Source organism: Citrobacter sp. CK202 (assembly GCF_030333225.1).
Lineage (GTDB): Bacteria > Pseudomonadota > Gammaproteobacteria > Enterobacterales > Enterobacteriaceae > Citrobacter_B > Citrobacter_B koseri.
In genome coordinates, this window is record NZ_JAOWGI010000025.1 from 488,171 (window position 1) to 501,211 (window position 13,041).

Below are 13,041 nucleotides of genomic sequence, written 5' to 3' on the forward strand. Positions count from 1 at the left end.
TTGATGGGGTAATCTGAACATCGATTATTTAATGTCTTAATTTGTTATCTAATTGATATAAAACATGTTTTTATTTAGTTAAGATTATTCTTAAAATCGCTGTTTTTTGATTTAAAATATCCTTTGTTAACTCATTTAATTAAATGCTTCCATCAATGAGAATATTTAAAGCAATTGTTATCACATTCAGAAGCGTCAGACTCTGACAGGCTTACCGGCCAGAAGCGGCTTTTCAGGGAAAACGAACATGTGCACACACATAAAAAACCATTTAAAAACAATAAATTAATAACAAAACCACCCCCATCAAAAAATATTTACGCATCTTAATTAATAATTTCTGGCTGATATTAATCCCCCGGTGGTACATTAGTTGTCCAAGCATTCATGCCCCTCGTGGTTTTGTCCTGACTAAGCTTTACACTCTTTACAGGAACCATTGTCGTACATGATGGCCTAACTATCGTGAGTGTACCGCTGCGGACAATGAATCTTCTGCGATACATATTGTTCGTATCAACAGAGGGTATTTATGTTCCCACAATGCAAATTTTCTCGTGCGCTACTGCACCCGCGCTACTGGCTTACCTGGTTTGGTCTTACTGTACTCTGGTTACTGGTGCTGCTTCCCTACCCCGTTTTACGCTTCCTGGGTACGCGAACCGGCAGACTTGCCCGTCCCTTTCTGAAACGTCGCGAATCCATCGCCCGTAAGAATCTTGAGCTTTGCTTCCCCAATCTGACGCCGGAAGAAAGGGAAAAGATGATAGTGGAGAACTTCCACTCCCTCGGTATGGCACTTATTGAAACGGGTATGGCGTGGTTCTGGCCTGATAAGCGGGTACGTAAATGGTTTGATGTGGACGGTCTGGATAACCTCACACAGGCGCAAGCGCAAAAACGCGGTGTGATGGTCGTAGGCGTCCACTTTATGTCGCTGGAATTAGGCGGTCGGGTCATGGGGCTGTGCCAGCCGATGATGGCGACATACCGCCCGCACAATAACTCGCTGATGGAGTGGGTTCAGACGCGGGGTCGCATGCGTTCAAATAAAGCGATGATTGGGCGCAACAATCTGCGCGGCATCGTCGGCGCGCTGAAAAAAGGTGAAGCCGTATGGTTCGCCCCGGATCAGGATTACGGCCGTAAAGGCAGTTCATTTGCTCCCTTCTTCGCGGTCAAAGACGTCGCAACGACTAACGGCACCTATGTGTTATCCCGCCTTTCCGGCGCAGCGATGCTGACCGTCACCATGATCAGAAAAGGTGATAACTCAGGTTATCGTCTGTATATCACGCCAGAAATGGAAGGCTACCCGGAAGAAGAGAACCAGGCGGCAGCCTATATGAACAAGATTATTGAGAAAGAGATTATGCGCGCACCTGAGCAATATCTCTGGATCCATCGTCGTTTCAAAACGCGCCCTTTAGGGGAAGCATCGTTGTATGTTTAAAAAAGGCCGCAAGGCCTTTTTTATTGCCCGGCGCTATCTTTTCACCTCAATATCCCTGTTAACCACCTGGTTTTTATGTGACTTTTTCTGAACAGCAATAGCGTCGCTGAATAGCAATTTATTACCGTCAGAAATTAAACTGTCGCCGAATCACGACAGTTGTAAGTTACTAAAAGTAAATAAAAAAATGCCTCTTGTCTCGCCTCATTTTTAGGCGTACATTAGCGCCGTCTGGAGCGATAACGCACAGAATTCTGAGGTGATGCCACAAGAAAGACGGAGAACATTCTCAATCTCATTCTGGCGGGCACCAGCTCTCTATACACAGGTAAATTTAAGTTCATTTAGGCGTGCTTAAAGCGACGCGGAGAGATGAAACGTGAAATATTTCTTTATGGGCATTTCATTTATGGTCATCGTTTGGGCCGGTACTTTTGCCCTGATGATCTAAATTGAAAAGATGCAGCAAAAAACAGGAGCCAGATGGCTCCTGTTTGCTTTTCTACTCGGTACCTTCTGTTACCGATTTCGCCCCCGCAGGCAGCAGGCCGTCTGCGCGGAACATGGTCTTAATACCTCTGATCGCCTGACGTATACGATCCCGGTTTTCTATCAGCGCGAAACGCACATGGGTGTCGCCGTAGTCGCCGAAACCGATCCCCGGCGACACGCACACTTTGGCGTCGTTGAGCAGCTTTTTCGCAAATTCCAGCGACCCCATTGCCGCGTACTGCTCCGGTATTTTTGCCCAGACATACATCGAGGCTTTTGGCATTTCGACCATCCATCCGGCTTCATGCAAGCCTTTCACCAGTACGTCGCGGCGACGTTTATACTGCTCAGCGATATCACGCACGCACTGTTGATCGCCTTCCAGCGCGGCAATCGCCGCCACCTGTAACGGCGTGAAGGTTCCGTAATCGTGGTAGCTCTTAATCCGCGACAGCGCACTGACTAACGTCTGGTTGCCCACCATAAAGCCAATGCGCCAGCCCGCCATGTTGTAACTTTTCGACAGGGTGAAAAACTCCACCGCCACGTCGCGCGCACCCGGCACCTGCATAATTGACGGCGCTTTCCAGCCGTCATATACGATATCGGCATAGGCCAGATCGTGGACCACCAGCACGTCGTAGCGTTTGGCCAGCGCAACCACTTTTTCGAAGAATTCTAACTCAACGCACTGTGCCGTCGGGTTGGAGGGGAAACCAAGAATCATCATCTTCGGTTTCGGGTAGCTTTCACGGATCGCACGTTCCAGCTCGTTGAAGAAATCCACGCCTTCCACCAGCGGAACCGAACGTACCTGCGCGCCAGCGATGACGGCGCCATAAATATGGATGGGATAACTGGGGTTCGGCACCAGCACGGTATCGCCATGATCAAGGGTTGCCAGCATCAGGTGCGCTAACCCTTCTTTCGAACCAATAGTGACGATCGCTTCCGTTTCTGGATCGATATCCACATCGTAACGTTCCTGATACCAGCGGGAGATCGCCCGGCGTAAACGCGGGATCCCGCGTGAGGTCGAGTAACCATGCGTATCCGGGCGTTGAGCCACCGTACAGAGTTTCTCGACGATATGAGGAGGCGTTGCCCCATCCGGGTTCCCCATGCTGAAGTCAATAATATCTTCGCCGCGCCGACGCGCAGCCATCTTCAGCTCAGCGGTAATGTTAAAAACGTAGGGAGGGAGACGATCAATACGCGTAAAGCGACGTTCAGGGCGGGTATCAGCCATAGTATCCTCAGATTCACGTTAGCGCCCGGACCGTCCGAGCGACGCTGCCACGACCGTGGCATGCTTAGAAAATAGCCTGAAAAAAATCCTCCTGTCGAGAGGCAAACGAAAATATTTTTCATCGGCTTAAAAGGGGAATACTAAAAAGAAAACGGGAATACTCAGCAAAATACCGCCCATAACAACCATCAATTAATTAACATTTTGATATCAATAAAATTACCTTAAGGCGTTCCTCATCCTGGTGAGGTCTTGTCATTTCTCTAACAAAAGATCAATCCCCTTTTAATATTATGGTTTTTCCTCATTAACAGCGCCGCATCAGCGGGCTGGTCATATGGGTGCGGGTTACCTATCATAGTGGTTTAACCCAGTCACAAGAGTCACCCGTGCACGAAATATTCAACATGCTGCTGGCGGTATTTGACCGGGCAGCGCTAATGCTGTTCTGTCTGTTTTTCCTCATCCGTATCCGCCTGTTTCGCGAACTGTTGCATAAGTCAGCGCACTCCCCGAAAGAGCTGCTCGCCGTTACCGCGATTTTCTCGATGTTCGCCCTGTTCAGCACCTGGTCCGGCGTACCGGTCGAAGGCTCGCTGGTGAATGTTCGCATCATCGCCGTGATGTCCGGGGGCATTTTGTTTGGCCCGTGGGTCGGGATCATTACGGGTGTGATCGCCGGTATTCACCGCTACCTTATCGATATTGGCGGGGTCACTGCCGTACCGTGTTTTATCACCAGTATTCTGGCGGGATGTATCGCGGGCTGGATAAACCGGAAAATCCCAAAAGCACAGCACTGGCGCGTGGGTATTTTGGGCGGGATGCTTTGTGAAACCTTGACCATGATTCTGGTCATTGTCTGGGCGCCGACCATCGCGCTGGGCGTAGATATCGTGTCCAAAATCGGTATCCCGATGATCCTCGGCAGCGTATGTATCGGTTTTATCGTGCTGCTGGTTCAAAGCGTGGAGGGCGAGAAAGAGGCCAGCGCCGCGCGGCAGGCCAAGCTGGCGCTGGATATCGCCAACAAAACGTTGCCGCTCTTTCGCCAGGTCAACAGCGAATCACTCCGCCAGGTGTGCGAAATCATCCGTCATGATATCCATGCCGACGCGGTAGCAATCACTAATACCGAACACGTTCTGGCCTATGTCGGCGTGGGGGAAACCAACTACCGCAATAACGATGATTTTGTCAGCCCGACCACGCAACAGGCCATCAATTACGGGAAAATCATCATTAAAAACAATGATGAAGCGCACCGCACGCCGGAAATACACTCAATGCTGGTCATCCCATTATGGGAAAAGGGCGTAGTGACCGGGACGCTAAAAATCTACTACTGCCACGCGCATCAGATCACCTCTTCCCTGCAAGAGATGGCGATCGGCCTGTCGCAGATTATCTCCACCCAACTGGAAGTGTCCCGCGCGGAGCAACTGCGGGAAATGGCAAATAAGGCAGAGCTGCGAGCGCTGCAAAGTAAAATTAATCCCCATTTCCTGTTTAATGCGCTGAACGCCATTTCGTCATCCATTCGGCTCAACCCGGACACCGCACGCCAGCTCATTTTTAATCTGTCACGCTATCTTCGCTATAACATTGAATTAAAAGATGATGAGCAAATTGATATCAAAAAGGAGCTGTATCAAATCAAGGACTACATCGCCATTGAGCAGGCTCGTTTTGGCGACAAGCTGACCGTCATTTATGATATTGATGAAGAGGTGAACTGCTACATTCCCAGCCTGCTTATTCAGCCGCTGGTAGAGAATGCAATCGTCCACGGCATTCAGCCCTGTAAAGGAAAAGGCGTAGTGACCATCAGCGTCGCCGAATGCGGCAATCGTGTGCGAATCACCGTCAGGGATACCGGCCACGGTATTGATCCTAAAGTAATTGAGCGGGTGGAGGCGAATGAAATGCCGGGAAATAAAATCGGCCTGCTGAATGTCCATCATCGCGTTAAGCTGTTATACGGTGAAGGGCTGCACATCCGCCGTCTGGAACCGGGCACCGAAATCGCCTTTTATGTACCCAATCAGCGCTCCCCTGCCGCCGCACCGGCAACGTTATTGCTTTAACCCGGAGATGAGTAGTGAAAGTCATCATCGTTGAAGATGAATTCCTGGCCCAGCAAGAATTAAGCTGGCTGATAAAAGAGCATAGCCAGATGGAGATTGTCGGTACGTTTGACGACGGTCTGGACGTGCTCAAATTTCTACAGCATAACCGCGTTGACGCCATTTTTCTGGACATCAATATTCCCTCGCTGGATGGCGTACTGCTGGCGCAAAACATCAGCCAGTTCGCCCATAAGCCGTTTATTGTGTTTATTACCGCATGGAAAGAGCACGCGGTAGAGGCGTTTGAACTGGAAGCATTTGACTACATACTGAAGCCGTACCAGGAATCACGCATCGTGGGGATGCTACAAAAGCTGGAGGCCGCCTGGCAACAGCAGCAGGCCGTCGCCGTTCCCGGCAGCCCTGTCGCCCGTGAAAACGACACCATTAATCTGATTAAAGATGAGCGCATTATCGTCACGCCGATCAACGATATCTATTACGCGGAAGCGCATGAAAAGATGACGTTTGTCTACACGCGACGGGAGTCGTATGTCATGCCGATGAATATCACCGAGTTTTGCAGCAAACTGCCAGCGTCGCATTTCTTTCGCTGCCACCGCTCGTTTTGTGTGAATTTAAACAAGATCCGCGAAATCGAACCCTGGTTTAACAACACGTACATCCTGCGGCTCAAAGATCTGGAATTTGAAATCCCGGTCAGTCGGAGTAAAGTGAAAGAGTTCAGGCAGTTAATGCATTTATGACGCAGGATTAAGTGATGAAAGAGCCAGGCTTGCCCGCAGACCAACAGTTTTTTGCCGATCTGTTCAGCGGCCTGGTGTTAAATCCGCAGCGGCTGGGACGCGTCTGGTTTGCCACGCAACATACCGCTCTCCCCACAGGCAGCCTGTGTATTGATTTACCGCGTCTCGACATCGTATTGCGCGGAGAATACGGTAACCTGCTCGAAAAAAAACAGCACGCCCTGACGGAGGGGGAGATGCTGTTTATCCCCGCCAGGGCGGCAAACCTGCCCGGTAGCGATAAACCGGTGATGCTGTTAAGTCTGGTGTTTGCCCCGGCCTGGTTAGGATTATCGTTTTACGATAACCGTACCGCTTCTCTGTTACGCCCGGTGCGACGCATTGAGTTAGCGCACCAGCAGCGCGGCGAAGGGGAAGCCATGCTCACGGCTCTGACCCACCTGAGCCGCTCGCCTCAGGCGCAGGATATTATTCAGCCTCTGGTTCTCAGCCTGCTGCATCTGTGCCGTAGCGTGGTCAATACTCGCCCGGACTCACGCCGCCCGCGCTCGGAATTTCTCTATCACAGTATGTGCAACTGGGTGCAGGACAACTACGCCCGGCCGCTGACGCGGGAAAGCGTGGCGCAGTTTTTCAATATCACGCCGAATCACTTATCAAAACTGTTCACCCAGCACGGCACCATGAGTTTTGTCGAGTATGTTCGCTGGGTGCGAATGGCGAAGGCGCGCATCATTTTGCAGAAGTACCATCTGTCGATTAGCGAGGTGGCGGAACGTTGCGGATATCACGACAGCGACTATTTTTGCCGCCTGTTTCGTCGGCAGTTTGGCCTGACGCCGGGAGAGTACAGCGCGCGTTTTCAGGGTTAACCGCCGGATGGCGGCGTAACGCCTTATCCGGCCTACATGTAAAACAAATAACCGGGCATAACCGCCGAATGGCGGCGTAAACGCCTTATCCGGCCTACATGTAAAACGGATAACCGGGCATAACCGCCGGATGCGGTGTACACGTAAAACGAATAATTGGCGTACACGTAGGCCCGGTAAGCGAAGCGCCACCGGGCATTCACTCAGACACTCAGATTCAAAACGTCAGTTCCGCCTCCAGCAGCGCCAGAAGACTTTCGGCATCCTGAGCGGCGAACAGCGACTGACGGAAGTTTTTATTCACCAGCTTACGCGCCAGCTGCGAAAAGACTTTCACATGGTTAATCCCTTCATCAGCGCCCAGCGTCAACATAATCACCAGCTCAACCTCGCCCATCTCCGACTGCCAGTCAACAGGGCGCGCCAGCCGCGCAATGCTGATGCTGGAATGGCGTATCCACTGTGATTTGGTATGCGGGATCGCCACGCCAAAACCGACAGCAGTCGTGACAATCTCCTCGCGTTGCCAGACATCCTCTTCCAGCTCAAACGGATGCTCAGTACGCCCGTTTACGCCGAGATTGCCGCAAAGAAACTGGATCACCTGCTCTTTGTTGCTCAATGACTCGCCCACAAAGATATTTTCCAGCGCCAGCAGCGGACGCACGTCTTTTTGCGGCGCAAACTGATTCAACAGCGTTTCAATCTCCTCTGCGCTACGACACTCACAGGCCTGCGCCGCAAGCGCCCGGCACGCCTGGCTGTCCATCTGCCGCAGCTGGCTTTTCACGCCAGGGATTCGCGGGCTGCTCATGCTTAATTCATCCAGTTCCAGCCCCAGCAGTAACGGTAAATATCGGCTTTCACCGCCCAGCTCGCCGCAAATCCCCACCCATTTTCCGTGCTGATGCGCCGTGCGGACAATCTGCTGCAACATGCGCAGAAATGACGGCGTAATCGGGTTATACAGCGGCGAGACACGCGGATTATTACGATCGACGGCATACAGATACTGGGTCATATCGTTCGAGCCGATGCTAAAGAAATCCACCTCATCGCAGAAGTGGTCGATGATGTAACAGACCGACGGAACTTCCACCATAATCCCCAGCGGGATCGTTGCAGCATGGCGCAGCCCATCTCTTTTGAGTTCCACGATCGCTTTTTGCAGCTCGCTTTTAACCCACAGGATCTGATCGAGACTGTGCACCATCGGGATCATCAGTTGCGCCTGACCAAAAGTTGCCGCACGCAAAATAGCGCGAAGCTGCGTGCGAAACAGCCCGGCAAACTCAGGATAAATACGCACGGCGCGATAGCCGAGGAAAGGGTTCTCTTCCTGCGGGATATTGAGATAGCGAATATTTTTATCGCCGCCAATGTCCATCGTGCGAAAAATAACCGGCTTCTCTCCCGCCGCAAGCAGTACCTGCTGGTAGGCCTCAAACTGTTCCTGTTCGTCAGGGGCGCTGTCGCGATCCATGAACAACATTTCGGTGCGGAACAGACCGATGCCTTCCGCGCCATTGGCAAACGCGCCCGGCGCTTCCAGCGCCGTACCAATATTGGCGGCGATATCAAGACGCTGATTATCCCGGGAAAAAGCAGGCAAAGACGCTTCTCTCGCCTGTTGCTGTTGACGCTTATCCGCCAGTTGCTGCGCAATGGCGTAATAGCCGCAGACGGCGGCGTTCGGGTTAATCGCCAGCACGCCGCACTGGGCATCCAGCACCGCAGGTTGCCCGGCGTAGCGACTGAGCGCGTCCAGGGGCAGCCCACTGAGCACCGGAATCGCGGATGCGCGCGCCAGAATCAGCGTGTGCGACGTTCTGCCGGTTTTCTCCAGAATCATGCCGGACAGGTGCTGCAAATCGAGGCTCAGGAACTGGCTTGGCGTCAGATCTTCCGCCACCAGAATGGTCGGCTGTTCAAGAATCAACGTATTACGCGGGCGTCGTTCCGGCCAGGTGATATGCAGCAACTGTTCGCTAATATCACGAATATCGCTTACCCGCTCGCGTAAGTAGTCGCTTGCGGAGGACGACAGCTTGTCGCACACCTGCTCCATATTGGCGATAATCGCCGCGCCCAGCCCCTTGTGCTGCTCGTCCATCAGGCGGCGAATGTTCCCCGCAAACTCGTCATCCTGGATCAGCGACAGATGGGCGCTAAGGATCGTTTTACTTTCACCGTCACGTTCGCGAAGCTGTTGATTAAGCTGCTCCGCCAGCGTCGCCAGGCTATGTTCAAGCCGGGTGCTGTCTTCCGCGCTGGCCGGAATTGCGCGATACGCCTCCAGATTGTCGTTTTGCCACAACGTGAGCGCGCCAGCGCCGACGCCGTTAGCCAATACCGCGCCATACAGTAAATCGGGATTCAGTCGAACCAGCGAGCGCGGCAGCGGATGCGCCGCCAGTTCCGCAGAGGTCGGCTGAACGCTGTCACTGTCGATAAACCGGTGCTGGAGATAGGTCTCCAGAGAACGCCTGGCCTGCTCTTCATCACTGCCGCTAATGTTCAGACTGCAACTGTCGTTAAACAGCGTTCCGGTGCCGATCAGCGCCAGCGAGCTTTTCGCGTCCGCGCGCGCATTCTGGCGATGGTTAATAAACGTCACCTCGCTTTGCCACTGGCTACACTGCTCTTTTAGTTCCCACGCCGGACGCGCATGCAGGCCATTTGGCAACGGGCAGAGAAATTGAATCGTTAACATAACAACTCCTGATTAACGCAAGACGCTCATCTGAAATCCGTAAGATGAACGACGGTCTCACGCGTAAGACGGGTAATAAGTGCCGATAAAAGTTGCTGCGTGTGGATAATGTCGCGGCAATCCGCAATGGACGCGGCGCAATGCCCGTGACGCGTGGCGGGCCCAATAACCACCGTCGGGGTTCCCGTCCCGGTCAAATGCACCGCTCCGCCATCCGTCCCTCCATTACTGAACATATCCAGTTGCAGCGGCAGACCGGAGTCACTGGCGACGCTTTCAACCCAGGCGGTCAGTTTGGGCGGCGCGATGAGCGACTTATCGGCAAGCACCAGCATCGGCCCTTTACCGATCTGCCGATGATTCGCCGCGCCATAATCAAAGTTTTTCGCCCAGCAGGCGGTGTCCAGCACGATAGCGATATCGGGAGCAACCGCGCGAGCGGCCGTTTGCCCGCCGCGTAACCCGACCTCTTCGCTGGAGCTGGCTACCAGCCAGACCTCGGCGGGCAGCGCTGCGTCATGCCATTCACGCAGCAGCATGATCAACAAGTAGCACCCCAGTCGGTCATCAAACGCTTTCCCCATTACCCGCTGGTGTGGCAGCACCTGAAACGCAGAGTCAAAAGTGACGCGATCGCCAGGTCGAACGCCCGCCTGGATCACCTCATCATATGAGCGTGCGCCAATATCGACCCGCAAGGCGCCAACCTCATTTCCATTACGCTCGCCATCCAGCAAACCGGGAATTTTACTGTCTTCCCGCGTGGTAATACGCACGGGCTGGAGCTGGCGGGCCGCCATACGCACGTTGCCGACCGGCAACACATCGATCGCCCCTTCCGACGAGATACTGCGCACAATAAACCCCACCTCATCCATGTGCGCGCAGATCATCACTTTCGGCCCATCGGACTCATTAAGACGGATCAGCACCGATCCCAGCCCGTCAAAGCGCACCTCTTTGTGCAGACGATCCGCTTCCTCCAGTAAGATCTGGCGCACTTCCTGCTCTGAGGAGGCAATGGCATCCGCCTCGCTCAGGGCTTTTAACAGCGATAAATCCATTATGCTTCTCCCGTGAGCAATACTGTTTTCGGCATCGTGTAGAGCACTTCCGCGCCGTCTTCCGTGACCAGTACGACATCTTCAATACGCACGCCGCCCTGCCCCGGCAGGTAAATGCCCGGCTCTACGGTCAGCAACATGCCTGCGGCAAGTCGGGTGGTATCCGTTGGTGAAAAGCGCGGCGCTTCATGCACCTCAATGCCGATAGCGTGCCCGGTGTTGTGGCCAAAATAATCGCCATAGCCCGCCGCCTCAATCACCCGACGAGCCGCAGCATCCACCGCCTGGCAGCACACGCCCGGACGAATGGCGGCAATCGCCGCCTGCTGCGCATCAAGAACCGTCTGGTAAACGGCGAACAGCGGATGAGATGCGACGGGCGCATCCTGCCCGCTCACGAGGAATGTTCGCGTCATATCCGAACAATACCCCTGATATTGCGCCCCAAAATCCAGGGTAATAAATTCACCCGCCGCGACGATTTTTTCGCTGGCTTTACCGTGGGGTAACGCCCCACGCCAGCCGCTGGCGACGATGGTGTCAAAAGAGGCTTTTTCCGCCCCCTGCTGGCGCATAAACCACTCCAGCTCCGCGGCAATTTCCCGTTCGCGAAGACCGGGGCGAATAAAACGGCGGATATGCTCCGCGCTGCAATCGGCAATCCGGCAGGCCTCGCGTATCAACGCTATTTCCTGTGCCGTTTTGATCTGTCGCAGCGCGTCCGGCGACGCGCTCACCAGCTTCGCCCGCAGCCTTTCCTGCCAGCGTTGCGCGCAATCCCAACTCACCTGCGCGCCTTCAAAACCAATGACCTGCAATTGCTCGTCGTCGATTATCTGGTTCACAATGGAAGTCAGCGTCTGCGACCCGGCCAACAGATGCAGTTGATCGCCATGCGCACGCGCTTCAACGTCAGCGTAATAACGGCCATCCACCAGCAGATGCGCGCTTTTATGCGTGATAAAAACAAATCCGGCGCTGCAGGAAATCCCCAAATGCGGTTGCTTGTTCTGCCGGGATGAAATCAATACCGCATCCAGGCGTTGTTCCACCAGCCACTGGCGAAGCGATGCACGTAACGTCATGATGTCAGTCCTTTTTTCAGAGGCTTTCAATCAGCAGTTTGCCTCTGCGATACATCATGTGACGCAGGAAAACGACCATCAGCGCCGTGATCACCGCCCCTAACACGATCCCCGCCATATAGACGCCAAGATTGCTCACCAGCGGCCATGCCCAAATCGCAGACTCAGGGAACCACTGCACGGCGCCCAGCCAGACGGCGGTTGTCGAGCCGACAATCGCGCCCACCATATACGAAGGGATTGCCGTGATCGGGCTTTCCAGCGCGAAAGGAATCGCTCCCTCGCTGATCCCCATAAACGCCAGGAACATCGCGGTTTTGCCTTGCGGATACAGTTGCGCGTTAAACAGGCGTTTACCGGTTAAACGACGATCGAGAATCGTTGCCAGCCCCAGACCAATCGGCGGGATCACAATCGCGATAGAACGCGCGGTGACGGGTAAAACGTGATCGGTAGTGAAACTAAAAGCGACAAATCCTGCGGCCTTGTTAATCGGGCCGCCGAGGTCGATCGCCGTTGCCGCCGAGATCCCCATCGCATACATCAGCGTTCCTTTTTCACCCGCCGCCGTCAGCAGCGTGCGGATACCGCCGTTGATCCATCCGCCAAACGGCGTGATCACGTAGTACATCGCCAGCATCACAAAAATGGCAGACAAAATGGGCAGCAAAAAGGTGGTTTTGAAGGCCAGTAAGAAATCAGGCAACTGGATTTTTTGATTCATCCACTTCACCAGATAGCCCGCGACAATCGAGATAATCAGCGCCCCGATGAACGTTGACGGTACGGGCGCGGTCGTTACCCATTGCAGGCTGGCCGGGTCAAAATTCAGTATCTGGGTTGGCTGGGTGGACATTAAGCCGCCGATGAATCCTGCGGGAAAGGCCAGCTTACCGCCGATAGAGTTAGCGACAAACGCCGCGAACATTGGAATCGCAAAGCCAAACAACACGCCGCCAAAGGATTGCGATAGCCAGGCGAATTTCAGTAATGAGAGGTTAAAACCGTCGAATTTTCCGCTATTCAGCGCATCCATAATGCCGGTATCTGCGGGAATTTTCAGCCAGCTATAGGCAATCAGCTGGCTGAAAGCGAGAATCACCCCACCCATGATTAACGTGGGCACCATGCGCGAAATACCCGACATGACGTGCTGCGGAAGTTCGCCCCAGAAGCTGTTACGGGAGGCCGGAGGGGTTTTTATTGCCGCTGCCGCACCGGATGCGCCATGCACAACGGTTGCACTGCGTTTTTTAATGGCCATATGTGTATCCCTG

At 53.7% G+C, this 13,041-nt stretch carries 10 protein-coding genes; 5 read left to right on the forward strand and 5 right to left on the reverse strand.

The annotated features are described in order from the left end of the window. The first annotated feature begins 532 nt into the window (after nt 1–532). Entirely contained in the window at nt 533–1,453 is a 921-nt protein-coding gene (gene lpxP / locus OGX84_RS11815) for a kdo(2)-lipid IV(A) palmitoleoyltransferase (RefSeq protein WP_012131406.1), read from the forward strand. 379 nt (nt 1,454–1,832) lie between these two features. Continuing rightward, nucleotides 1,833–1,904 (forward strand): membrane protein YpdK, encoded by a 72-nt coding sequence (gene ypdK / locus OGX84_RS11820; RefSeq protein ID WP_010723117.1) that lies wholly within the window; start codon nt 1,833–1,835, stop codon nt 1,902–1,904. Between the two features lie 51 nt (nt 1,905–1,955). Here the strand turns inward: ypdK and alaC are convergent, their stop codons facing one another. Then, nucleotides 1,956–3,194: an alanine transaminase gene (alaC, locus tag OGX84_RS11825; RefSeq protein ID WP_012131405.1), complete on the reverse strand. Its 1,239-nt coding sequence runs from the start codon at nt 3,192–3,194 to the stop codon at nt 1,956–1,958. Nucleotides 3,195–3,583: 389 nt separating this feature from the next. Between alaC and ypdA the strand changes: the two genes are divergently transcribed. From ypdA to OGX84_RS11840, 3 genes are read left to right on the forward strand one after another with little or no spacing between them, the layout of a single operon-like run. After that, nucleotides 3,584–5,281 carry a two-component system sensor histidine kinase YpdA gene (gene ypdA, locus OGX84_RS11830; RefSeq protein ID WP_096753865.1) on the forward strand — a complete coding sequence of 566 codons (1,698 nt, stop codon included), beginning with the start codon at nt 3,584–3,586 and terminating at the stop codon, nt 5,279–5,281. A 14-nt stretch (nt 5,282–5,295) separates the two neighbouring features. After that, entirely contained in the window at nt 5,296–6,030 is a 735-nt protein-coding gene (ypdB, locus tag OGX84_RS11835) for a two-component system response regulator YpdB (protein ID WP_058667806.1), read from the forward strand. A gap of 14 nt (nt 6,031–6,044) precedes the next feature. Then, entirely contained in the window at nt 6,045–6,902 is an 858-nt protein-coding gene (locus OGX84_RS11840; protein WP_012131402.1) for an AraC family transcriptional regulator, read from the forward strand. A gap of 217 nt (nt 6,903–7,119) precedes the next feature. Here the strand turns inward: OGX84_RS11840 and ptsP are convergent, their stop codons facing one another. Genes ptsP through OGX84_RS11860 form a run of 4 tightly spaced genes read right to left on the reverse strand, consistent with a single transcriptional unit; the run spans nt 7,120 to nt 13,028 of the window. Continuing rightward, on the reverse strand, nt 7,120–9,615 hold the full coding sequence (gene ptsP / locus OGX84_RS11845; protein ID WP_112001797.1) for a phosphoenolpyruvate--protein phosphotransferase: 2,496 nt from the start codon (nt 9,613–9,615) through the stop codon (nt 7,120–7,122). Between the two features lie 26 nt (nt 9,616–9,641). Then, nucleotides 9,642–10,679 carry an aminopeptidase gene (gene ypdE / locus OGX84_RS11850; protein ID WP_047462219.1) on the reverse strand — a complete coding sequence of 346 codons (1,038 nt, stop codon included), beginning with the start codon at nt 10,677–10,679 and terminating at the stop codon, nt 9,642–9,644. After that, complete coding sequence (gene ypdF / locus OGX84_RS11855) at nt 10,679–11,764, reverse strand: aminopeptidase (protein WP_112001796.1); 1,086 nt, start codon at nt 11,762–11,764, stop codon at nt 10,679–10,681. The genes ypdE and ypdF overlap by 1 nt, the downstream gene beginning before the upstream one ends. Before the next feature lie 16 nt (nt 11,765–11,780). After that, nucleotides 11,781–13,028: a PTS fructose transporter subunit IIC gene (locus tag OGX84_RS11860; protein WP_012131398.1), complete on the reverse strand. Its 1,248-nt coding sequence runs from the start codon at nt 13,026–13,028 to the stop codon at nt 11,781–11,783. Nucleotides 13,029–13,041: the final 13 nt, after the last annotated feature.

Bases quoted from the DNA above. Each gene is read 5' to 3' on its own strand.
- lpxP (WP_012131406.1), top strand. From the start codon at position 533: ATGTTCCCACAATGCAAATTTTCTCGTGCGCTACTGCACCCGCGCTAC.
- alaC (WP_012131405.1), bottom strand. From the start codon at position 3,194: ATGGCTGATACCCGCCCTGAACGTCGCTTTACGCGTATTGATCGTCTC.
- OGX84_RS11840 (WP_012131402.1), top strand. From the start codon at position 6,045: ATGAAAGAGCCAGGCTTGCCCGCAGACCAACAGTTTTTTGCCGATCTG.
- ptsP (WP_112001797.1), bottom strand. From the start codon at position 9,615: ATGTTAACGATTCAATTTCTCTGCCCGTTGCCAAATGGCCTGCATGCG.
- ypdE (WP_047462219.1), bottom strand. From the start codon at position 10,679: ATGGATTTATCGCTGTTAAAAGCCCTGAGCGAGGCGGATGCCATTGCC.
- ypdF (WP_112001796.1), bottom strand. From the start codon at position 11,764: ATGACGTTACGTGCATCGCTTCGCCAGTGGCTGGTGGAACAACGCCTG.
- OGX84_RS11860 (WP_012131398.1), bottom strand. From the start codon at position 13,028: ATGGCCATTAAAAAACGCAGTGCAACCGTTGTGCATGGCGCATCCGGT.